Source organism: Cohnella rhizoplanae, from assembly GCF_948329515.1.
Taxonomy (GTDB): domain Bacteria; phylum Bacillota; class Bacilli; order Paenibacillales; family Paenibacillaceae; genus Cohnella; species Cohnella rhizoplanae.
This window is the reverse complement of record NZ_CAOJCN010000005.1, coordinates 1-22,780: the sequence shown is the minus strand read 5'-3', so window position 1 is coordinate 22,780 and position 22,780 is coordinate 1. Positions and strand designations below refer to the sequence as shown.

Annotated in this window: 14 protein-coding genes; 10 read left to right on the top strand and 4 right to left on the bottom strand. The window is 61.1% G+C overall.

Features of this window, described 5'->3' with window-relative positions:
- Positions 1-147 precede the first annotated feature (147 nt).
- The 6 genes from PQG80_RS10255 to folE all read left to right on the top strand — a co-directional run bounded on the left by PQG80_RS10255 (position 148) and on the right by folE (position 4,758).
- Positions 148-744 carry a DUF402 domain-containing protein gene (locus tag PQG80_RS10255; RefSeq protein WP_271751215.1) on the top strand — a complete coding sequence of 199 codons (597 nt, stop codon included), beginning with the start codon at positions 148-150 and terminating at the stop codon, positions 742-744.
- Positions 741-1,325 carry a signal peptidase I gene (lepB, locus tag PQG80_RS10250; RefSeq protein WP_271751214.1) on the top strand — a complete coding sequence of 195 codons (585 nt, stop codon included), beginning with the start codon at positions 741-743 and terminating at the stop codon, positions 1,323-1,325. Before PQG80_RS10255 ends, lepB begins: the two co-directional genes overlap by 4 nt.
- An 87-nt stretch (positions 1,326-1,412) precedes the next feature.
- Positions 1,413-2,564, top strand: coding sequence for a tRNA epoxyqueuosine(34) reductase QueG (gene queG, locus PQG80_RS10245; protein WP_271751444.1), 1,152 nt, complete (start codon positions 1,413-1,415; stop codon positions 2,562-2,564).
- Between the two features lie 150 nt (positions 2,565-2,714).
- Positions 2,715-3,734: an HD-GYP domain-containing protein gene (locus PQG80_RS10240; RefSeq protein WP_271751213.1), complete on the top strand. Its 1,020-nt coding sequence runs from the start codon at positions 2,715-2,717 to the stop codon at positions 3,732-3,734.
- 134 nt (positions 3,735-3,868) lie between these two features.
- Positions 3,869-4,105: a YneF family protein gene (locus PQG80_RS10235; protein WP_271751212.1), complete on the top strand. Its 237-nt coding sequence runs from the start codon at positions 3,869-3,871 to the stop codon at positions 4,103-4,105.
- 59 nt (positions 4,106-4,164) lie between these two features.
- Complete coding sequence (gene folE / locus PQG80_RS10230) at positions 4,165-4,758, top strand: GTP cyclohydrolase I FolE (protein WP_271751211.1); 594 nt, start codon at positions 4,165-4,167, stop codon at positions 4,756-4,758.
- A gap of 55 nt (positions 4,759-4,813) precedes the next feature.
- On the opposite strand, the gene PQG80_RS10225 is transcribed toward folE, so the two are convergent.
- Positions 4,814-5,566 carry a GNAT family N-acetyltransferase gene (locus tag PQG80_RS10225; protein WP_271751210.1) on the bottom strand — a complete coding sequence of 251 codons (753 nt, stop codon included), beginning with the start codon at positions 5,564-5,566 and terminating at the stop codon, positions 4,814-4,816.
- A gap of 229 nt (positions 5,567-5,795) precedes the next feature.
- On the opposite strand from PQG80_RS10225, the gene PQG80_RS10220 reads away from it, so the two are divergent.
- The 3 genes from PQG80_RS10220 (at position 5,796) to PQG80_RS10210 (ending at position 17,270) form a co-directional block, all read left to right on the top strand.
- Positions 5,796-6,872, top strand: a complete 1,077-nt coding sequence (locus PQG80_RS10220; RefSeq protein ID WP_271751209.1) for a Gfo/Idh/MocA family protein — start codon at positions 5,796-5,798, stop codon at positions 6,870-6,872.
- 196 nt (positions 6,873-7,068) lie between these two features.
- On the top strand, positions 7,069-8,682 hold the full coding sequence (locus PQG80_RS10215) for a sensor domain-containing diguanylate cyclase (protein ID WP_271751208.1): 1,614 nt from the start codon (positions 7,069-7,071) through the stop codon (positions 8,680-8,682).
- Positions 8,683-8,912: 230 nt separating this feature from the next.
- Positions 8,913-17,270: a cadherin-like beta sandwich domain-containing protein gene (locus tag PQG80_RS10210; protein ID WP_271751207.1), complete on the top strand. Its 8,358-nt coding sequence runs from the start codon at positions 8,913-8,915 to the stop codon at positions 17,268-17,270.
- 133 nt (positions 17,271-17,403) lie between these two features.
- Here the strand turns inward: PQG80_RS10210 and PQG80_RS10205 are convergent, their stop codons facing one another.
- The 3 genes from PQG80_RS10205 to PQG80_RS10195 all read right to left on the bottom strand — a co-directional run bounded on the left by PQG80_RS10205 (position 17,404) and on the right by PQG80_RS10195 (position 21,506).
- The gene (locus PQG80_RS10205) at positions 17,404-19,008 is read right to left on the bottom strand and encodes a M4 family metallopeptidase (RefSeq protein WP_271751206.1); all 1,605 of its coding nucleotides are present in this window, start codon (positions 19,006-19,008) and stop codon (positions 17,404-17,406) included.
- 210 nt (positions 19,009-19,218) lie between these two features.
- The gene (locus PQG80_RS10200; RefSeq protein ID WP_271751205.1) at positions 19,219-20,376 is read right to left on the bottom strand and encodes a superoxide dismutase; all 1,158 of its coding nucleotides are present in this window, start codon (positions 20,374-20,376) and stop codon (positions 19,219-19,221) included.
- An 89-nt stretch (positions 20,377-20,465) separates the two neighbouring features.
- The gene (locus tag PQG80_RS10195) at positions 20,466-21,506 is read right to left on the bottom strand and encodes an alpha/beta hydrolase (protein WP_271751204.1); all 1,041 of its coding nucleotides are present in this window, start codon (positions 21,504-21,506) and stop codon (positions 20,466-20,468) included.
- Positions 21,507-21,717: 211 nt separating this feature from the next.
- On the opposite strand from PQG80_RS10195, the gene PQG80_RS10190 reads away from it, so the two are divergent.
- Positions 21,718-22,461, top strand: a complete 744-nt coding sequence (locus tag PQG80_RS10190; RefSeq protein ID WP_271751203.1) for an IclR family transcriptional regulator — start codon at positions 21,718-21,720, stop codon at positions 22,459-22,461.
- Positions 22,462-22,780 lie beyond the last annotated feature (319 nt).

Genomic DNA, 22,780 nt, shown 5'->3' with positions numbered 1-22,780 from the left:
CGCCTCAACGCTCGAACCTCGCTGGACCGCATTGCAATCAGGAGAGCATATCTTACGTGTCGACAGGCGCCGAATACCGGTTGCTTTTGGCCATAAGATATGCTTTTCTTATATTATCTTAATTGGTTCTACGGCAGGGGGCTTGGCATGGAGCGCAGCGGCGGCCTATTATCTACATCTATATACGAGAGCTGTACGATCAAGAGCTTCAAGCACAACGGCTCGCTCCACCGCATGTGGCTCGAGAACTGGAAGGTCCCCGAGGACAGGCTCCATCCCGCGCACCGGGAAGCGGGCATCATGGTGTACGTGAACGACCATACGCCGATTCGCGAAGCCGACGGCAAGGAATGGATCAGCCGGGTGCCGGCCGTTTCTTTTTTTCTGCCTGGCGAATGGTTTAACGTGGTGGCGCTGCTCGAAGACCGGGGCGTACGATATTATTGCAACGTCGCTTCGCCGCCTTACCGGTACCACGACGTGCTCACCTATATCGACTACGACCTGGACGTGGTGCTGCTGCCAGGAGGCACGGTGCTCGATCTGGACCGGGACGAATACGACAAGCACAAGGAAGAGTACCGTTACAGCGCATCCGTACGGAGCCAGGTGGAGGAAGGGCTGCGCGCGCTGCACGAGCGGGTGGCGGCGTTTGGACATCCCTTCGGCGACGATGAAGCGAGACGGTATTACCGGGAGTGGAGAGACAGTCCGCAGGCGAAGGAGAATGAGCCGTTCATATGAAGCAGACATCTGGCATCCCTCAGACCGGCAGGACCCGCTCGGCCAAGCCCGCATCCGCCTGGCGCCGCGAGCTGTGGGAGTGGCTGCGCGCGCTGGGCATCGCCTTTACGATCGTCATCCTGCTGTGGGCCTTCGTCTTCAGGCTGTCCACGGTCAAGGGCGAGTCGATGGAGCCCACGCTGTACGAGCATGAGTGGTTGTTCGTGAACAAGGTCGCCTACGAGCTCGGCGATCCGAAGTCGGGCGACGTCGTCATACTCAAGGATCCCAGCGACGGGCCGGACAAGAAGAAGTATCTCGTGAAGCGCATCATCGGCATGCCCGGCGATACGATCGAGGGCAGAGGGGGTCAGCTGTACGTGAACGGGGAGCTGCGCGTCGAGCCTTATACGGACAGTCCGATCGAGGACGGGGACTTCGGACCGGTGAAGGTCGGCGACGGGAAATACTTTATCATGGGAGATAACCGCCATCTCGGCGCGAGCAAGGACAGCCGTACGTTCGGCGAAGTGCCGGCCTCGCTGCTGCTCGGCCGTACGGAATTCATCATGTGGCCCATCGTACGCTGGAAGGGCCTGTAGCGCGAGGAGGGAGTAGTTACCTTGGATACGAAGGGCGTCGAGGCTCCCGGCCGCAGCCCCGCATATTGGTCGTCGTTGAAAAGGGAGATGCTGGCCGCGGCGAAGTCGCTGGGCATCGACCGGATCGGCGTGACGTCTGCCGAGCCTTTCCCGGAGCTGCGGGAGAGGCTCGCGGTTCATCGGGAGCTCGGCTACGAGTCGGGCTTCGAGGAACCGGATCTGGACAAGCGGACGCAGCCGACGCTGCTGTTCGAAGCGCCCCGCTCGATCGTCGCGATCGCGGTCGCGTACCCGTCGAAGCTGAAGAACCCGCCCGTATCCGAGCCGGGCGCCCGCCGCGGCATCCTGTCTCGGTCGGCATGGGGGGAAGACTACCACCGCGTGCTCGGCAGACGCCTGGAGCGGCTGGCCGCCTGGCTGTCAGAGCGGGCGCCGGAGCTGCGCTGGCTGTCCATGGTCGATACCGGCGCGCTCTCCGACCGCGCCGTGGCGGAGCGCGCCGGCATCGGCTGGAGCGGCAAAAATTGCATGATCATGAACGACGAGCTCGGTTCATGGATGTATCTCGGCGAGATGATCACGAATCTGCCGCTGCCTCCGGACGCGCCGCTCGCGGACCAATGCGGCGATTGTACCATCTGCATCGACGCCTGTCCGACGGGCGCGCTGGTCGGTCCCGGGCAGCTGAACGCGCAGAAGTGCATCTCCTATCTGACGCAGAGCAAGGGCCTCCTGGACGAGGACGCGATGGTCAAGATGGGCAACCGGCTGTACGGCTGCGACACCTGCCAGATCGTATGCCCGATCAACCGGGGCATCGATTCGAGGCATCAGGCGGAGACGTTGCCCGATCCGGAGGTAGCCAAGCCCCTACTGCTGCCGCTGCTGCAGATGGGCAACCGGGCGTTCAAGGACGCGTTCGGCGCGAGCAGCGCGTCCTGGCGCGGACGCAAGCCGATCCAGCGCAACGCGCTGATCGGTCTCGGCAACTTTCGCGACGAGGCGTCCGCGGGTGAGGTCGCCCGCGTGCTGCGCGAGGATCCGCGCTTCGAGCTGCGCGCGACCGCGGCCTGGGCGCTCGGCCGCATCCGCGGCGAGATCGCCGAGGCGGCGCTGGCCGAGGCCGCCTCGGCGGACGCGGACGAGCGGGTGCGCGCCGCGGCCGTCCGCGGGTTGGCCGCGCTCGCGGAGCCGGCGCCGAGGCGCCGCGGGAGCGTTCGCGCGGAAGACCGCAGCTGAGGGGACGCGTCCCCGCCGGCTGCGGTTTTTTTTCGAACGGACGCAGGCGCTCCATTTCTTTATTTGCTATAACGGGCCTGCCAGCCGATAATATATAAAGTAGAAAGAAAAAATCGGCATATGCCGTTGCATCCATGGGAGAGCGTAACTATGAAGCTGGTCGACATCGATAGCGTCGAGCCGGGGCAGCTGCTCGGCAGGACGCTATTCTCGGAAAACGGTACGGTGCTGCTCTCGGCCGGCGTTCAACTGACGGTATTCATGATCAGCACGCTTCACAGGCTCGGGGTCCCGATGGTGTACATCACGGAGCCGGGCGAGCAGGAGATTCCGCAGGACGAGGTGCTGTCCGAGCAGACCAAGCAGGCAGTGATCGCGCAGATGTCCGCCACCTATAACGCGCTGCGTTCGGGCAAGGAGTTCAACGCGAGGGCGATCAGCCTGTCGGTCGATCAACTGATGGAGGATGTGCTGCGCAACCAGAACGTGCTCGTCCAGCTCTCGGATATCCGTACCGCGGACAACGAGATGTACATTCACAGCATGAATGTCTGCATGATGGCGACGATGGTCGGCGCCAATATGGGACTCAACATGATTCAGCTCAAGGAGCTTGCCATGGGCGCGCTGCTCCACGACATCGGGAAGCTGGGGGCGCCGGGCATCGAAGAGGGGCGCTCGCACCATGCATGGCGGGGGTTCGAGCTGCTCAAGCTCAAGCGGGAATACAGCCTGCTGACCGCCCACGTCGCGTTCCAGCATCACGAGGCGCCGGACGGGAGCGGACAACCCCGCGGATTGTCGGGCGACGAGATTCACGTCTACGCCAAGATCACGGCGGTCGTGAATACGTACGACAACCTCGTGCACGGGACGCCGGAGCGGCCGCGCATGCAGCCGCACGAGGCGGTCGAGCAATTGCTGGCGCTCTCGGGGACGGCGCTGGACCGCGAGGTGCTGATCGAATTTCTCAAGATCGTGTCGGTCTACCCGAACGGCGTCTCGGTGAGACTCTCCAACCGGTTGATCGGCATCGTCGTCGCGCAGCACCGGGGCTTGCCGGGCAGGCCGATCGTCCGGGTCATCGCCAGGGAGGGCGAGTCCTCCGCCGCGCGCGAGCTCGATCTCGCGAAGCTGCCCACGCTGTTCGTCGAGTCGGTCCTCAATTGATCCGGCGTCCCGCTGCAGTCGCGCCGCAGCCGGGTTGATTAGTCGGTTGGGCTCATGCTATTATAGGCTGGCTGTCCCGCATGCCCATGTCGACGGACAGCCGCAATCATGCGTAAAATTTGGAGGTATGGCAGATGAGCTTTTGGGATATTCTGATTCCGGTTCTGACGTTAATCGTCGGGCTTGTGCTTGGCTTCCTCGGCGGCGTATTCTACCTGCGCAACCAGATGACGAAAATGCAGAGCAACCCGGACATGCTGGCCAAGATGGCCAAGCAGATGGGCTACAATATGAACAAGCAGCAGCTGCAAAAGGCCCAGCAAATGATGAAAAACCAGAACCAGAACCAAAACTTTAAACCCCGCAAATAATCGATGCGGCGGCGCGCGGGCGATCCGTCCGGCCGCCATGATGAAAGAAGGGTCCCAGGATGGCCGGATTAAAGGACTATCTGAATACGAACGTCACGCGAAACCGCGAGCAGGTGGAGCATCACGTACGCGAGATTCTCAAGCTGATCGGCGAGGACGTCGAGCGCGAGGGCTTGCAGGAGACGCCGGCGCGCGTCACGCGCATGTACGAAGAGATCTTCGGCGGCTATGCGATCGATCCGCGGGACGCACTCGGCGTCACGTTCGACGAGCATCACGAGGAGCTCGTCATCGTGAAGGATATCGTATACTATAGCCAGTGCGAGCACCATATGGCGCCGTTCTTCGGCAAGGCGCATATCGGCTATATTCCGAGCGGCAAGATCGTGGGGCTGAGCAAGATGGCTCGCCTCGTGGAAGCCGTGACGCGCAGGCTCCAGGTGCAGGAGCGGATCACCTCGCAGATCGCCGATATCCTAGACGACGCGCTGAAGCCCCACGGCGTCATGGTCGTCGTCGACGGGGAGCACTTGTGCATGTGCTCGCGCGGCGTGAAGAAGTACGGGAGCAAGACCGTCACTTCCGCCGTGCGGGGGCAGTTCCGGGGAAGTCCGGCGCTGCGGTCCGAGTTTCTCTCCCTGCTTAAGGATTAAGACGACAAGAGCCTTATCTCCGCCGCATACGACGGCCGAGATAAGGCTCTTCCATTTATGGCCAACGCATGCGATACCAGTAGTCGTATAATCGCGCGTAGCCGAGCTTCGCATACAGTCGCTGCGCAGGGACGTTGCCATCCACGACCTGCAGGTAGCTGCTATGCGCGCCATGGGCTTGACCCCACGACAGAATGTGTCTGGCGAGCCGTTCGGCGTGTCCTCGGTTCCGGTGCGCCGGGGACGTCGCGATATCGAACAAGCCCAGATATCCGTCGTCGACGACGCCGAGCCCGATCGCCACCGGCATGTCGCCGGAACTGAGGAGGAAGAAGCCTCTTCGCAGCGAACTGTCCGCCAGCATCGCGGACGCCGTCTCCCGCTGCCCGGGCTTCAGCGGCAGTATCGCGGAGGCGGCTGCGAGCCATTCCTCCGTCAAGACGGCGTCGACCCGCAGTCCGTCCGCCGATGGCACCGCCAACTGCTCCTCCAAGGAGCGGATCAAAACCTGGGAGCGGTCGGTCAACGCATAGCCGTACTCGTCCAGGCGGCCGTCCAAGCCGCAAGGCTCGCAGAGCGGCGTGATCTTGAATATCGTAGGCAGGCCGGCCCGATGATAAGCGTCCTCGCAGTAACCGACCATGCCGCGGAGGTCCGCGCCTGGCTCGGTCCAGAGCGGCTGCACGGAATTGGAACGCTTCGTGTACCCTCGCGACTGCCTGAGCAGCCAGCCGCCGTGCGTCATTTGCTGCAGGGCAGGCCAGGCGCTCAGCGCTTTGTCTTCGACGGCGCGGATATCTTCGCGCATGACGCACGCTCCTTCGGTAAGAATGAGTCCGGTAAAAGGCCGGTACAGTCGTTAAGAATAAATATACATAAATATTAATAAATATGCAAACGGAGTCATTATGCTTGGCCCAGGCCTAACGCGAATAAGAACAGGGCTAAATCGTTCATGATACGAGTTGGGTAATTTAGATATGATAGCGGTAACACTAAAAAGCGAATTCGGAATCATTGGAGGCTGAAGCAAGCTTATGGGAAAATCGGATAAAATCCGCATCGGCCTCATCGGCGCGGGCAACATCGGGAACGTGCATCTGCAGGAATTCGGCAAGCTGGCGGAGATCTGCGAGATCGCGGCCATCACCGATACATATCTGCCGCTCGCGGAAGCCAGGGCGCAGCAGTACGGCATCGAGACGGTATCGCCGTCTCCGCAAGCGCTCATCGAGCGCCTCGACCTCGACGCAGTGATCGTCGCCGTGCCCAACCAGAGCCATGCGCCGCTGACGATCAGCGCGCTCGAGCACGGCAAGCACGTCCTGGTCGAGAAGCCGATGGGTCTCGACGCGGCTGCCGCCAAGGATATCGTGCGCGCGCAGCACAAGAGCGGCAAGACCGTCATGGTCGCGCACCAGATGCGATGGGAGTGGCTCCCGCAGCTCGTGAAGTCGCAGATCGACCGGGGCGAGTTGGGCCGCATCTACACGGCCAAGACAGGCTGGTACCGCCGTAAGGGCATCCCTGGCTGGGGCACGTGGTTCACGCAGCACGGGCAATCCGGCGGGGGTCCGCTGATCGATATTGGCGTGCATATGCTGGATCTGGCGTTTTTCCTCATGGGCGAACCCAAGCCGGTATCGGTGTACGGTTCGACCTACGCCGAGTTCGGTCCCCGCAAGAAGGGCATCGGCACCTGGGGCAAGCCGGATTGGAACGGCATTTACGACGTCGAGGACCTGGCGACCGCCATCATCAAGATGGAGGACGGCTCCTCGCTGACGCTCGAGGTCAGCTGGGCGGTCCATATGGATACCGACAGCGCGCCGTTCGTCCATCTGATGGGCTCCGACGGCGGCGCCTTCCTGAAGGGCAACGAGGGCAAGTTCCTCACCGAACGCTTCGACCAGGCTGTCGACATCCCGCTCATCGCCCCGATCGAGGACGAGGGCGCGCGCGTCAAGCTGAGCCGCCACTTCATCGACTGCGTGCGCACCGGCGCCACGCCGATGACGTCAGCCGAGACTGGCTTGCGCAGCAACTTGATCATCGACGCGATCTACGAATCGTCGCGTACCGGCGGCGAGGTCAAGCTGGACTGGTCGCTCTAAGTACAAATGCTTATCAACTCGCACCGCGGCCCCTGCCGCGCGCGCAACCCCGGATCGAAGCCCGCGCTTCGGTCCGGGGTTGTTTTACTTTCACTATATTGATCTAGCAATCTGTGGTAGAATACGGTTTGGTCGGAAGGTTGTCGAACGGTGTAGATTACATGCTGCACGTTAATATACAGACTGGAGAACGTTCATGCGTAGATTTAGGCTCTTGCGGCGAAAGAAGGGCATCCATCTCTCGGTGATCCTCACCGCCGTCGTTTTGCTGTCCATCGCGTTTACGGCCGCGCTCAATACGATCGTAGGCTATCAGGCCCAAAAGGATTCGCTCTCACGTACCACGCTCGAACTGAACCGGATCACGGCCAACGAACTGAGCGTCGCCGTCGATACGATATTCGGCTCGATGACGCAGTCCCTCCAGATGGCGAGCGCGCATTTCTCCGCCAACGATATGAGGGATCGGGACGCGAGCTCGTGGCTGGATTTCATGAGGGGCAGCATGTCCTTTTTTAATTCAATCGCACTCGTAGACGAGCATGGCAAGGTCAAGGCGATATCGCCGGACAACGGGGACCTGGTGGGACAGGTGCTGACCTCGGTAAGCGTCCAACAGGCGCTGCGAGAGCGCCAGCCGCTCGTGTCCGAGCCTTACGTCGCGGTGACCAAGCGTCTGATCGTACTCGTCACTTACCCGATCTTCGATGAGCAAGCGACCTACCGCGGCTTCGTCAGCGGCTCGATCTACCTGGACGAAGGCAATGTCGTGCAGACGATCCTGGGCACGCAGGAAGCGAATATGAACGGCTCTTATTATTATGTGGTCGACAATCGCGGCAACATTATCTATCATCCCGACAAATCCAGGATCGGCGAAAATGTAGCCGAAAATAAAGCCGTCGCCGAGATCATGCAGGGCAAGGGCGGCCAGATGGCGACGACGAACACGAGGGGGCTGAACGTGTTGGCGGGGTACGCCGTCGTTCCTTCGGTGAAGTGGGGCATCGTCTCCCAGACGCCCGCCTCGAACGTGACGGACAGCGTCAAAGGCATCGTCCTCCGTATGGCGTTAATCTCCGCGCCATTCGTCGCGGTCATCGCCTTGCTGGTGATCTGGGCGTCGCACCGGCTCACTTATCCGCTGCGCAAGCTAGCGGGATACGCTTCCTTGTTAAACAATGGAGAGACGGCCGAAGTCCCCGTTCAGACCCGCCATCTGCTCTATGAAGCCAATGAGCTGAACCGTGCGGTGATTGACGCGTTCAGGATGATGGGCGACCGGACGGAAGCGCTATCCTTGGAAGCGCATACGGATGCCCTTACGGGACTGCGCAACCGGCGTTTTCTCGATTCGATCCTCGCGTCGTGGGACCGCCAGCATATTCCGTATGCGGTCGTGCTCATGGATCTGGATCGCTTCAAGATCGTCAACGACACGTACGGCCATCTCAAGGGCGACGAGGTGCTGCGCTTCCTCGCGGCGCGGCTGCACGAGGAGAAGCGGGATTGCGACTACGCTTGCCGGTACGGCGGCGAGGAGTTCATCCTGCTGCTGCCCTATGGGGACAAGGAGCTGGCGTACCTGCTCGCGGAGAGTCTGCGCATCCGGATGGCCGACGAGGACGCGCCGATCGGCAGGCCCGTCACGCTGTCGCTGGGTATCGCCGCTTACCCGCAGGATGGCGAGAGCGCCGCGGAAGTAATACATGGCGCGGACGAAGCGCTCTACCGGGCCAAGGAAGGCGGGCGGAACCGGACGATGCTGCACGACCGGGAGCGTGGTTGCCGAGAGGATGAGATCGGTTGATTTTTAATGAAATTTTAAGGTTATAGGGCTGCCAGCCTCGTTCTGGCGGCCTTTTTTCTACATAAAACGCCTTTATATGCGTAATTCTTCCATTTTTTTTAGTGTTTTTTAAGCGGGTTTTAATATAATAGTCCCACTTATCGATATTCAAGGAGGGGCGGGAGAACGCGATTCATATAGGAAAGCCGACTCGCAACAATAGTTTAGTTAGAGAGAGGGAGACTATCTTAATGAGCATCTTCACGGCAATAGGCAGCCGCCGCAGAATTGCGGCCGTGCTCGCGTTTTTGCTTATGTTCCAGATGGCGCTATCGGGGTTCGGTTCGTTCGGAGGCACGGCCCATGCGGCGGACAAGCCTCAGAAGTATATTACGTTCTTGTATACGGATTTTAAAGAGGCGGCCAATCGGCTGTCATTTAATGGTGCGTCGACGTTTACGGCCGATGGCAGCTTGCGGCTGACGTCGAATGGCGGCAACCAATACGGCACTGTATTTAATTGGGATAAGGTGTCGCTGCGCGATAACAGCGGCTTCAGTACTTATTTTACGTTCAAGATGACCAATCCGGGCGGCGGCCCGCCGGCCGGAGCCGACGGCATTGTGTTCGCCGTACAAACCAAGTCGAACAGCGCGGGCAGCGTCGGCGTCGGGATGGGCTTCGGCGGCATTCAGAACAGCGTCGGCGTCGAGTTCGATACGTACGATAACGCATCGGAGACCGGCGATCCGAGCGCCAACCATGTCGCGGTCGATCTGAACGGCTCCGTATCCCACGGCAGCCAAGGCGTGTACGCCGAGCCGAGCATCGACTTTAATTCGGGACAAGATGTGAACGTCTGGATCGACTACAAGACGGCAAACAAGACGCTGGAAGTCTTCTACAGCAACTCTACTACAAGACCTGGCACGCCGAAGCTTACTTATACGGGGCTCGATCTTCAGAACGTAATCAAATCTGAGGACGTATACGTCGGCTTCACCGCGGCGACCGGGGGCGCCTGGCAAAACCATTTGATTAAACAATGGTACTTCACGAACAAATACGATCCGATCGACCTGAACAGCGCTTCTTACGTGGAAGCCCCCAGTATCATGTCGGTGAACGCCGCGGTTTACAATCCGCCGAGCTCCGAGAACACGGAGAACAGCGTGCAAAATGCCGTGTATTACAAAGCGGATTTGAATCTGAAGGATTCTAAAAAGAATCCCGGAAAAGATATCGATCTGTTTGTAGATAACCCGCAAAATACGATCTTCCTCGATCCCGACAACGAGTTCGCGCCTCTAGCTTCGAAGCCGAGCTTGAAGACGGACGAGAATGGCAATGCAACCTACTATTATACGGCAATCGACGCGACGCAGCCGATCCCGACGTTCCGGATCTCGACGGAATACGGCGCTTACTACGACGTCAAAGTGACGACACCGCCGCAAGTCGCGACGGGCACGCCCGCACCGCTGTATAATGCGGACAATACCAACGAACAGAGAGCCGCCATACCGGTAAACGTCATCAACAGCGGTGGCGCGAGCGCGACATGGGGCGTCAAATATAGAGAGAAGAAAGACGACAACAGCGGCGTCTGGCTAAGTGCCGAAGGCACCGTTCCTCCGGTCGTGAACTCTTCGGGCAATTACAGCGTCACGCTGGAGCACCTGAAGGAGGACACGTATTACGAGGCGAAGGCCGTAGCGACCAATAGCAAAGGCACTTCCGAGGGCGATCCGGTACAGTTCGCCGTGCAAATCCCGATGCCGCAAAACGGCGTCAAGTACACGCGCGTCGGTCCCTCCAAAGTCTATTATGAAGACGCCGAGTCCGTGCAGGTCGTCGGCGAGAACCTGTACTGGCTGCTTAAGCGTCTGCCGTACTCCGACCTTAGCGTGAAGATCAGCGGCGGCGGGCAGACGTACACCATACCGCGCGCCGACATTCAGTCGGTCGGCACCTCGGGCTTGAAGATCAAGCTACCCGCACCGAACGGCGCCAAGCTTCCGCTCGGCGTATACGACGTCGAGATTAAGCACGAATTTTTCGACGACAAGACCTTTACTTCCGCGATCGAACTGACGGACGACAAGGCCTACCGTTCGATTAACTACGATGTCGTTAAGGTAGAGAACAAGTCGATCCGGCGCGACCCGACTGAGGTCGACTTCATCGAGCTGCGCGGTCCGTTCGTCGAGAACGCGTCCGAGAAAGGCGTATTCAGGCTTAGCGATACGAATGCGGTCGTCACGCTCAACGACAACCTGCTATTCAAGGGCACCGAGCTGGTCGTCGATAAGACCGACCCGACGCACGAAGTGATTCGCGGCAAGGGCAGGCTGTACGTCAACGGCAAAAACACGGTTCCGATCCTGTCGACGTACACCGTACTCGAAGGCGACTTCGAGCTCGATCCGCAAAACTTCGTATTCAAGCTTCCATCGCTGGCTTCCAAGGCGCTGGATTACACCGGCATGAATATGCCCGTGAGCATAACTTCGTTCACCTTCATCAAGGGCGGCATCCGAATTACCGGCAACGCCGACCTCGGCTTTAAGGTGGGTGGCGCCAAGATTAAAGCCAGCGCCGACGTGAAGGCACTCGACTTCATGAAAAACCGCTTCGATCTGGCAGCCAACTTCAAAGCCGGCGCGGACTTCAAGAGCGGACCGCTCGAAGCGGCCGAGCTCCGGTTCAGCATCGATACCCGCACGCCGGAATTCGGCGTCGGCGCATCGGCCGAGCTCAAGAAGGCGAAGGTCGGCTTCGATATCGACCTGCTGCTCAAGGACAAGAAGCTGGACTCCATCAGCTTCGCGGTCAAAAAAGAAATCAAGATCGGTTCCACGGGCGCGCAGATTACCAAGCTCGGCGGCGGCGTCAGCGGCATGTCCGCGCTGGCCGACACCCCGCTCACGTTCTCGGTGCTCGGCGGACTGTCCGACTACCTCACGCCGAAGCTCGGCGGGAACTACATGGTCAACGGCAACGATCTGCGCGTAGACCTGTCGGCCAACCATTTCGGCGCATCCGGCAAGCTGGCCATCTACTCGATCAACGTAGCCGGCGTCGATATGTTCATCGTGTTCAATCCGACCGGATACCGCGGCTACGACCGCGCGGGCTTCGATATGGGCGCGAACATCAACGTGCTCGACATTCTGGTCGGCCAGATCGTCGTCAAGTACTTCCAGGGCTCCTCGTTCACCGGCTATGCCAGCGCGGGCGTCCAGATTCCGCGGTCGGTGCCGCTGGTCGGCGGACAGCGCATCTCGAGAGCCGAAGTCGGCGTCGATTCCTCGCGCTTCAGAGCGGCGCTATCCGTGATCGGCATCGGGTTCGTCGTGAAGTATCCGTTCTCGACGCGCAGCTTCGACTGGGATGTCGATATGAGCTCGACGCTGAAGAACATCGGCGGCGCAGTCGTCAATGCAGGCAAGTCCGTCGTAAATGCAGTGAAAAGCTGGTTCTGGTACATCGACCCGAACGCGGCAAGCGAATCGACGGCCGCCGACTTCGGCGACGTGCCGGGCATCGTCGGCGAGAAGCTGTTCAGCCAGAGCGGCATTCGCGCTTCGCTGCTGGGAACGTACGAGAAGGGCCGGATCGCGACCGAAGTCACGGCGACGAATCCGACCGTGGCGAGAACGGCGGACGGCAAAATTTCTCACGAGTTTTCCGTAAACGAATCCTATCATGCGCTTATCTCCATTCAAGGCGCCGCGGACGGCATGAAGCTGATCTCTTCGAACGGAACCGAGTACGGCATTCGATTCGAAGAAAAGGACGGCAAGTCGCCGAACGCTTACTACGATGCGGATAAAGGCATGCTCGTCATCGAGGCGGCCTTGACGCCGGGCACTTGGAAGGTCATGGCTGAAGCTAGCCTCGGCATCGCGGTGCACAAGGTTCTGTACGCTGGCGAGGATCGCGCGATCGACGAGATCGCGGGCGACCTGTACGGCAACGCGTCCAAGAATCTGGTGCCGCTGGACATCGTCCGTCAAGGCAAATACCTGGTCGAGATCGTCGGCGGCACAGCCGACGCCGCGCTGATCAAGGCGGACGGGCGCGCTTATGCCACCGAAGCCGACGCGGCAGACGCAGCTTGGAACGTCAAGCGCGACGAAGCGGACGGCACGACGTGGATGCTCATCGAAGCGCCCGGCGCGGAGCGCTGGTATGTCGATGCGGGAATGGACGCGAAGGTGAATCTGTACCGCATGCGCGCCGACGCTACGATGAACGAAACCATGGCATGGCGCAGCGGTTCGGAGTTCGCTGCCGCGGCGAACTTTACGGATCTCGAGGGATTCCAGGCGACGCTCGATATCTACGGCGGCAACGAGGACAGCAAGCTTTACCGTCCCGACGGCACCTTGTATCCGCTGAACTTCGACAAGAGCTCGTCCGACTGGAATGCGATATATGACCAGCAGCACGGCGTGGTCAGCGCGCTGATCGACATCGACCAGGACGGCATCTGGACTGTGAAGTCGAACGGCTTCGCCGATCTGGACGCCATGACGCTGCTGCAAAAGTCGACGATGGCCGATATGTACGGTCCCGAAGCCGTATATACGTATTCCTTGTCGATGATGGAAAAGGGCAAATATCTGCTCGATATCGCCGGCGGCGATATGAGCACGAAGATCTACGATATCGACGGTCGCGAGATCGCGATCAGTGCGACGCAGGATGCGGCGGGTCGCAACGCGATTCTGGACGACGAAGGCCTCAAGGTTACGGTAGACGTCAAGACGATCGGCATGTTGAAGGTACAGTCGAAGGGTCATACGACGATCCAGTCGTATCTGCTTACTCCGATTCCGGAGGTAACCGAGCTGACGGCAGCCGCCCAATCGGAACGCAACGCCTATGAAGTGACCTGGCGCGTGGACAACGCCAAGCCGGACACCAAGGTCAAGCTGATCATGGCGAACGAAGCCGACGAACCCGTCGGTCAAGTGCTCGCCGAGAACCTCCCGGCTTCGGGTATCGTCACGGTGACGCTGCCTGCGAACAACCTGCCGGGCGACTACTATCTGGCGCTCGTCGCGGATAGCGAGTCCTACGCGCCGGTGTTCAAGACCCTGGCGCAGCCGATCTCCTACAAGGCTTCTCAGATGCTGGCCAAGCCGGCCGGCGTCAAGGCCGATGCGACCGGAGATGCAGGCGTAACGATCAGCTTCACGGATGCCGGGTACGCGAGCACCACCGCTTACCGCGTCTATCCGGCCGATGCCGACGGCAACGTGGACTACAACGGCAAATCGTTCGAATTCCAACCGGACCAGACGCTCGGCGCGAATCAGCGCTTCGTACTGGCGGGGCTCACGACGGAGCAGACCTACAATCTGCGCGTGATGATCGTGCGCGCGGCCTACGAGCCGGACGGAGAGACGCTGAAGTCGCTCCTCGTCAGCGAGCTGTCCGACGGGGCCGAGGTATTCCTGCCCGAGCCGAATCCGGCCAAGCTGGACGTATCGTACGAGACGGGCGGGGGCGTGCCGTCCGAGCAGAAGTACTATCCTTACGAAGTCAAGGAAGAAACGCTGGCCGGCCTGAGCGACGAGGAGAAGCAAGCGCTGCAGCATACGCTTGTCGTGACGGATTCCGATCACGTCGTCGTTCACGTCGGCAGCGATCAGACCGCGACGCTCAAGCTGTATCTGGATGACGCCGAAGTCGCGACTAGCGGCGATCCGAAGGCATTCGATCTGGGCACCCTAAAAGAAGGACAATATCGCATCGAGATTCAGGCGACGAACGCCGGCGGCGACACCAGCTACAGCTACAGCCAGCTGATCGTGGACCGCACCGCGCCGTACCTGTATCTGAAGACGCCGACGAACGGCGCGATCGTAGACGGCAGCCGCGCCAGACTCGAAGGCGCGACCGAGGCGGGCACCGTGCTCACCGTCAACGACACCGTCGTGCCGGTCGACGCGATCGGACGCTTCGTCTATTACGCGGCATTCCCTGAAGACGGCGTGCTGCCGCTCGAGCTCAAGGCGACCGATGCCGCCGGCAACGAGACCTTGCACAAGCTTGAAGTTCTCGCCAGCGGCGCGAGCGCGGCGGGCGAATCGAATGCGGACCTGGCGGCGTTCGGGACCGGGGAGGGCGTGCTGGACGCGCTATTCCTCACAAGCCAGACGACGTACAAGACTTCGATCGACGTGCGCGAGAAGCAGACTCGGGTATGGGCGGTACCTGTCGATCAGGAGGCGGAAGTCACGATCGGCGGTAAGCCGGTCGACGAACAGTTCTCCGCGGTTATCGACATGTCGAACGGCAGCGCCGTACAGGCAGTCGTCAAGAACGGCGATACGACCCGTACGTACAGCTTGAACGTGACGACCGAATCCGGTCTCGCGGGCCTCAAGTCGCTCGAGGTGTCCGGACTGGACGCAGGCGGGGCGGTTGCCGCCGAAGCCGTCGAGCTGAGCAAGGATTACGGAGCCGCGTTCGCCGAGAATACGGTCAACTACACGGCGCAGGTCGACAATGCGATCGCATCCGTACGCGTGAAGCCGGAGGAGGCTTCGCCTGGATCGCTGATCCGCTTGAACGGCGTGCAGGTATCCTCCGGCCAACTGTCCGCGCCGATCGCGCTGGCGGTAGGGACTAAGACAATCACGATCGAGGTGCTGTCGCCGAACGATGCGAAGGCGGCAACGCCGGACTGGACGCACGCGAAGAGATTCGTGATCGCCATTGAACGCAAAGTTGCCTCGGACGCGAGCCTGAAGCAGCTGGCGCTGTCCGGCATCGCATTGACGCCGGGCGCGTTCGACAGCGCCGTGCTCGACTACAACGCCCGCGTCGGCGCGAGCACCGCTACCGCGCAACTGAGCTTCGCGGCTGCGGATGCGACCTCTACCGTGTGGATCAACGGCGCGGCCAAGAGCGCCGCCGGCACCGAGACCCTCGCGCTCGCGGCGGGAACCAACCGCTTCGTGCTCGAAGTTCACGCGGCGGACGGAACGGTCCAGTCGTATTCGCTCGTGATCTATCGCGATACGGCATTCTCTTCCTCGCTCCTGCTGAGCGAGCTGTCCGTCAAGGACATGGAGCTGACGACCGAGTTCAACCCGCTGACGAGAAACTACCGGGTCGAGGAGAGCACTTATAACGACACGATCACGGTAATCGCGAAGCCGGAAGCGACGGGCGCGACCGTCAAGGTCAACGGCAAGGCGACGGACAAAGACGGATCCGCTAGCGCATCGCTCGCGGTAGGAATCAACGCCGTGCAAGTGCAGGTACAGTCGCCGGATACGAATGAAACCAACCTGTACTCCATCGCGATCGTACGAAACGCGACGAACGCGGCGCCGACCGATGAATTCGTCGTCAAGGTCAACGACGACAGCAACAACAGGGTCGCGAAGGGCAAGAAGACGGAAGAGAACGGCATCCAAGTGCTGCGCATCTCTTTCGTGAAGGATGAACTGAACAAGCTGCTGGCGTCCGGCAGCGACAAGCCGATCATCAAGATCAACGCGGGCACGGGGATCGACCGGATCGTGACCGGCCTGACCGCGGATCTGGTGAAGAGCATGCAGCAGAAAGAAGCGGTACTGCATATCGATGCGGGCAGTTCGATTTACACGCTGCCGGCGTCCGCGCTGAACATCGCGCAGATCGAGAATACTTTCGCGCCGGACGATCTGGCGAACGTAGCGGTCACGATCGATATCAAGCATCCGGGCGAGGACGAGCAGGAAGCGATTGGCAAGAGAGCCGCGAAGTCCGGCGCCTCCGTCATCGGCACGCCGACTGATTTCAGCGTGACGTACACGTACAACGGCAAGACGATCGCGGCAGACCGTTTCTCGCAATACGTGGAGCGCGCGATCGAGCTGCCGGCGGGTGACGCAGGCAAAGTCACGACCGGCGTTCGCATTCTGGAGGACGGAAGCTTGTATCACGTCCCGACCTTCGTGAAGAAGGACGGAGATCGCGATTTGGCGGTCATGAACAGCTTCACCAACAGCGTATACGCCTTGATCGTGAACAAGGCGAGCTTCAAGGACGCGGCGGGCAGATGGTCGCAGCAAGCGATCGAAGATCTGGCGTCCCGTACGATCCTGACGGGCACCGGCGCAGGCACGTTCGAGCCCGCGCGCAGCGTCACGCGCGCCGAGTTCGCGGCGATGATCGTCCGGGCGCTGGGACTTCCGGCGAAGACGGACGGCGTCTACAAGGACGTGAAGGCAGCCGACTGGTACGCGCCGTTCGTCTCCGCGGCCAAGTCGTACGGCTTGATCAGCGGCTATCCGGACGGCACGTTCCGTCCGAAGCAGACGATCACCCGCGCCGAAGCGGTCGCGATCGTCGGCAAGGCCTGGACGCTGGCCGGCCAAGCGGCCGCAGTCGAGAGCGAAGCGACTGCAGCGCTGGCCGGAATCCCGGACAACGGGGACATCCCGGTCTGGGTTCGCCCGGCATTCGGATCGGCCTTCAAGCTGGGCCTGATCTCGGGTTACGAGGACGGCGGCGTCAAGCCGCTGCGCACGGTCACCCGTGAAGAGACCGCTGCGATGCTGCGCAATCTGTTGATCCGGTCCAAGCTGATACAGGACAAGTAATAGCAGGCTGCAAGACCAAACGCCTTTCCGGGAGCAATCGGTCCGGAAAGGCGTTTTATTATTCTGGGAAATCGCATCAAAACAGGCCCCGGCATGCCCGCCGAGGCCTTCCTTTCCCTGTATGCAACTTACTTCAGCTTGGACGTGCCTCGATCCCCACGGCGGTCCAGGCATCCTGGACCTTTTGCGCCACGGTGCGCTTCTGCGCGGCCGTTAATCCGGACAGCCGGCCGGCTGCGGCGACGTAGCCGTCGCGCGCTTCGTAGAAGTCGGCTGTCGGCGAGATCAAGCGATCGCGCAGCATGATGTAGGTCAGCCGTCCCAGCGTGTCGCGGCCGCCGAGTCCGATATCCGCGTTCTCGATCTTGAGGGCGATGAGGTAGGCGGCATGCGCGGGGATCCCGCTGTTGATATGAACGCCTCCGTTATCATGCAGGGCGTCGACGGGCAAGTTGACGTAGTCGTTCATATGGGCGGGCTGGCCGTACTTGCCCGGATCGGCCAGGCTCCGGACGGCCGCTCCCGTATCCTCGCCGATCTCCCAATCGTCCGCGTCCATCACCGCGGCCATGATGTCCGAGACCGCTTCGTTCAAGGAGCCCGATTGTCCGCGGTACTCGAGTCCGACCGTGTGCTGCGTGACGCCGTGGGTCAGCTCGTGGGCGACGAGGTCGTAGGCGCAGGAGGTGCAGTTGACGCCGCCGTTTTTGAGACCCGTGCCGTCGCCGTAGTACATCGCCCATCCGCTCCAGAAGGCGTTGTTCCGGGTTTGCGCGTTGCCGCCCGCATGAACGTAGGAGCGGATGGCCATGTTTTTGTCGTCGATGCTGTTGCGGCCATACTTGTTTTTATAAAAAAGGTATACTCGCTTGGCATTCACGTGCGCGTCCACCGCCGCGGCGTCGGCGAACCCCTTCGAAGCGGAAGTGACATAGTCATAGCCTTCCGGAAGATCCTTGCGCGCCGACGGCTTGCGGAAATCGAACGTCTGGATGGCAGCGGGGCGGGTGGCGTCCAGCATCTGATAGACGGTCTTGCCCGCGTCCACGCGCGGCTTGACGTAGAAATACTGCGCGGCGCCTGACCGGCCTTTGCCGTAGCCGATCGGTGACGCAGCCTGCGCCGCGCTCAGACGATCGTAGCGATCGATAATATCGCCGGTCGTAGCATCTACGTAGCCGATCCAATCGCCGATGACGGGGCGCGTAAACCGAAGCTGTACCTCGTACGCGAGGTGCGCTTGACCGCGATTCGGATATACGAGGAGCTTCGCGACCGGACCCGGCACGTCTCCGTCGGCAGGATCCGCGCCGATGGCGCCGCTAAGATCCTTTTCCAACACGGACTTCAGAGCCGCTATCGCCTCGTTTGCCTGGATCGCGGGCTTCGTCGAGGCTAAGCCGGACAGATCGGCCGCTCCGCCGGAGAGCTGACGGACTTCATACGTATCGGCCTCCGCCTGCTTGTCCAGACGCACATAGCTTCCGTATACGGGTATGCCTTGATATTGCGACTGAAGCAGTAGTCCGGCGCCGCCGTCAGCGTCCGCGGAACGATAGACGACGAGATCGTCCGCGTACGCAGACGGGAGGGAGTCCACTTGGGCGTCAGCTGGCGCGGTGCCGGCGGGGGAGGCGAGTCCGGTTGAAGGAAGGAGCATGGCCGCCGTCAGCGTCACGAGAGCGAGCCGAGCGAATGGAAAACCAAATGTTTGAATGCGAGTGCGTCTTGAGATCATATGCGCCTCCTGATGCGATTTCTTCATTGACCGTAACGGTCGCACGCCGTTCAATGCTTGTAAATTAACTATACACCATATAAAGGATATAGGTCATAAAATATGTATCCATTATATTCCTGTAGCGATAATGTCCTATCATAAAACAAGCCTCACCATGCCGAACGCGATTCGTTCGGCACGGCGAGGCTTTTCCGCATGTCCCGTCGCTCAGAAAGGCTGCCACTTCAGCTTCCGCGCCTCCTCGAACCGGGCGGCGGCGTAAGGCCAGTTCACTACTTTCCACCAGTCCTTCACGTAGTCCGGGCGCTTGTTCTGATGCTTGAGATAGTAAGCGTGCTCCCATACGTCGAGCGGCAGGATCGGCACGTTGTCCCATTGAGACAGGTTCTGATGCTTCTCGGCGGTAAGAATCTCCAGGCGATGCGCTCTCGGGCTCCAGACGAGGATCGCCCAGCCGCCGCCTTCGACCTTGCCTGCGGCTTCGGAGAACTGACGCTTGAAGGCGTCGAAGCTGCCGAAGTCCTTGGCGATCTGGTCGGCGAGCGGTCCGGCTGGCTTGCCGCCCCCGCCCGGGGCCATCGTATCCCAGAAAAGCGTGTGGAGGTAGTGGCCCGCGCCGTTGAACGCGAGCTCGCGTTCCCAGTGCTTAACCAGCTCGAAGTCGTTGCTGCGGCGGGCTTCGGCCAGCTTCAATTCGGCTTTGTTCAATCCGTCCACGTACGATTGATGATGCTTGTCGTGATGGATGCGCATGGTCGCCTCGTCGATGTGCGGCTCCAGCGCGCCGTACGCGTAGGGCAGCGGCGGCAGCTTGTGGCCGCCGATCGGCACCGGGGCCGCGCCGGCGCCGGAGATGCCGGGTGAGACGCCGCCAGCGCCGCCGCCGGCCGCCGGCGATGCGGCCGGCGAGGATGCCTGGCTCTTCGCGTTCTTCGCACCCTCCCGGCGCTCGGCGTCGGCAGGCTCGGGCCCGCCGTAGCCGTCGTCGTTGGACGGCGCTGCATCGTCCCCCGCGACGAGGCGAATGTTCTGCCCGAACCGCCGCACGGCCTCGCTGCCGCTCCCGAGGAGCAGCAGATGCTTGTCGAACTCGCGGCTCTGCAGCATCGACTCGGCGATGAGGCTCCGCAGCCGAGCCTCTCTGGCCGGCGCATGCGCGTAGACGCCCTGCGCGTCGTCCGCGGCTTGCTCCTGCGCCGCGAACTGCGCTGCGGAGAGGGTCCCGCCCAGCGCCGTCTCCCATTGCCGCAACAGCTCCGCATAGGGCGGCTCGAGATCGGGCACCGTCTCGCGCAGCGATTGCGCATGCCGGTATTCCCGCCACTTATAGTCGATCAATTGCGCCAACAGCTTGCCTGGCAACATGGGCCTGGCCTCCCTTATCCCGGTTGATGGCTTCGTTCCATCGTATGCGGGGGGAGAATCGTCCCATTCCCATTCCCATTTCTATGCCATCAAGCGGACTCCAGCATGCCCATGTTCGAGGCGCGGCTCGCTCGGGCATCCATGTCCACGGTCTCCAGGAAGGCGGTCGTGCGCTTCACGTATTCTTCGGGATGCGTGCGGAAGACCATCTCGTGAATCGCGTCTTGGACGAGCCAGAGCGAGGAGTCCGCATTGGTCTGCGCCTTGGCGATCCGCTCGGAGATCTCGGACGGAGCCTTGTCGTCCAGTTTGCCGTGGATGAGCAGCAGCGGGAAACTGTAAGCCGTAGATTGAATCTCGTCCGACGGAATCTGATCGAGCCTGACGCCCGCCCACACGGGGGTAAAGAGCGAGAGCAGGTCCATCGTCAGACGAGAGGACAGCGCGCCGTAACGCTTGAGGTTGTAGGCGATCGTGTCCGCGTTCGTCACGAAGGTGCTGTCGAGAATCATGCCGTCGATCAGGGACGTCTGCAGAGCGGCCTGAAGCGCTGTGCCGGCGCCCATCGAGAATCCCCACACGACGAGCTCTTCGGAGCCCCGGTCGCGCGCATATTCAAGCGCTCCGACGAGCTGCTTCGATTCGCCTATGCCGAAGGTCGCGGCCGTCCTGCGATTGGGATCCGCGTAGCCGTAGTCGAACATCAATACGTTGTAATTTTGCATATGCAGCATTTCCGCGATATCGTACATCGGCACCCAGTACTCCTCGCGGTTCGCGCCGAAGCCGTGGCTGAGCACGACGGTGCGAGCACTGGCGCCTACGGCTGGTATCCACCAGCCGTCCGACGGACGCCCGCCGTCCGAGGCCTGGAAGGAGATCTCGTCGAAGGCGAGTCCTTTGGCGGACATCGGATCCGTATGGAGCGCGGCGATCGGCGGATGGGTGAACTGCCAGCTCATATAGCCGTAAAGTCCGAACACGAGCAGCACGGACGCGAATGCGAGCGACGCGGTAGCGAACCCGAAGATCCGGGCGAGGCGGCGGGCCGCGGTGAGACGGGGAGAATCTTCCTCGAGGTGAAGCGATCCGGCGTGTAGAGGCATAGGCGTCAGGACAGTGGTGCTCATGGGATCGCCTCCTATCAATCTACTTCTGAAAGCGCATTATTATCTGATAATTCAAATTTAGTGCTTACGGCCTAAACCGTCAACGGGCTTTGTCGAATTGTTAAGCAGGCGTAATCGAACTGTAATACTAGTTTTGGAGATTTACGTTCATTCGATCGTGAGTTATACTCAGTGTAACAAGGTTTCATGTGGTGAAACGGAGGTAGGCCCTGTGGAAGAGGAAAAGAAAACGGTACGCGCCGTCGAACGCGCGCTCGATATTTTGCTCGTGTTCACGACGGGCAGCGAATGGAGTCTGACCGAGCTCGCGGCGAGATGCGGTCTCCACAAGAGCACCGTGCACCGGCTGCTCGCGACATTGGAGGAGAAAGGCTTCGTCGTGAGGGACGATGCGACGGACAAGTACAGGCTGGGACTGCGCATACTGGAGTTGTCCGCGCACTTCGCGAGATCGGACGACCCGACGATCGTCCTCATCGGCGAGATGGAGAAGCTTCGCGACCAGCTCGGGGAGACGGTCAGCCTGTACATACGCGACCGCCTCGAGCGCGTGCGTATTCAGGCGGTGCAGAGCAGGCAGGCGATTCGCCGGGTGGCGCAGGTCGGCATCCGCCTGCCGTTGTCGGTGGGCGCCTCCAGCAAGGTGCTGCTGGCGTTCGCGGATCCCGATACGCGGGAGCTGTTGCTTAACGATCCCGCCTGGCCGGCGGGGCTGAGAGGCGCTTCCTACGCCGCGCAGCTGGACGAGGTCGTGGCCGCGGGCTACGCGACGAGCTTCGAGGAGAGGGAGCCGGGCGCCGCCGCGGTCGCGGCGCCGATCTTCAGCCGCTCGGGCAAGCTGTTCGCCGCGCTGGCCGTCTCCGGGCCGTCCAACCGCCTGACGCCGGACGTCATGCACGAGCGCGCGCCTGCGATCATCGGGGCGGCGACGCGCATGGGCGCGCTGCTGGATTAGCCGGGGCACCCGTTGAGGCCATTTGGGCACTAACTCCACCTGCAGAGTAGCTTGGGGCGCGGCGATCGTGTCATGAGGGCACTAACTCCACCTGCACAGTAGCTTGAGGCGCGTTGATAGTGTCATTAGGGCACTAACTCCACCTGCACAGTCGCTCGAGAGGCGTCGATAGTGCCATTAGGGCACTAACTCCACCTACTCAGTAGCTCGGGTCGCGTCGTTAGTGACATTAGGGCACTAACTCCACCTGCACAGTCGTTTGAGGGGCGTCGATAGTGTCATTAGGGCACTAACTCCACCTGCACAGTAGCTCGAGGTG

What these genes read in the sequence shown, in the direction of transcription:
- PQG80_RS10255 (WP_271751215.1), top strand. Translation starts at nt 148, where the DNA reads ATGGAGCGCAGCGGCGGCCTATTATCTACATCTATATACGAGAGCTGT.
- lepB (WP_271751214.1), top strand. Translation starts at nt 741, where the DNA reads ATGAAGCAGACATCTGGCATCCCTCAGACCGGCAGGACCCGCTCGGCC.
- queG (WP_271751444.1), top strand. Translation starts at nt 1,413, where the DNA reads ATGCTGGCCGCGGCGAAGTCGCTGGGCATCGACCGGATCGGCGTGACG.
- PQG80_RS10240 (WP_271751213.1), top strand. Translation starts at nt 2,715, where the DNA reads ATGAAGCTGGTCGACATCGATAGCGTCGAGCCGGGGCAGCTGCTCGGC.
- PQG80_RS10235 (WP_271751212.1), top strand. Translation starts at nt 3,869, where the DNA reads ATGAGCTTTTGGGATATTCTGATTCCGGTTCTGACGTTAATCGTCGGG.
- folE (WP_271751211.1), top strand. Translation starts at nt 4,165, where the DNA reads ATGGCCGGATTAAAGGACTATCTGAATACGAACGTCACGCGAAACCGC.
- PQG80_RS10225 (WP_271751210.1), bottom strand. Translation starts at nt 5,566, where the DNA reads ATGCGCGAAGATATCCGCGCCGTCGAAGACAAAGCGCTGAGCGCCTGG.
- PQG80_RS10220 (WP_271751209.1), top strand. Translation starts at nt 5,796, where the DNA reads ATGGGAAAATCGGATAAAATCCGCATCGGCCTCATCGGCGCGGGCAAC.
- PQG80_RS10215 (WP_271751208.1), top strand. Translation starts at nt 7,069, where the DNA reads ATGCGTAGATTTAGGCTCTTGCGGCGAAAGAAGGGCATCCATCTCTCG.
- PQG80_RS10210 (WP_271751207.1), top strand. Translation starts at nt 8,913, where the DNA reads ATGAGCATCTTCACGGCAATAGGCAGCCGCCGCAGAATTGCGGCCGTG.
- PQG80_RS10205 (WP_271751206.1), bottom strand. Translation starts at nt 19,008, where the DNA reads ATGATCTCAAGACGCACTCGCATTCAAACATTTGGTTTTCCATTCGCT.
- PQG80_RS10200 (WP_271751205.1), bottom strand. Translation starts at nt 20,376, where the DNA reads ATGTTGCCAGGCAAGCTGTTGGCGCAATTGATCGACTATAAGTGGCGG.
- PQG80_RS10195 (WP_271751204.1), bottom strand. Translation starts at nt 21,506, where the DNA reads ATGAGCACCACTGTCCTGACGCCTATGCCTCTACACGCCGGATCGCTT.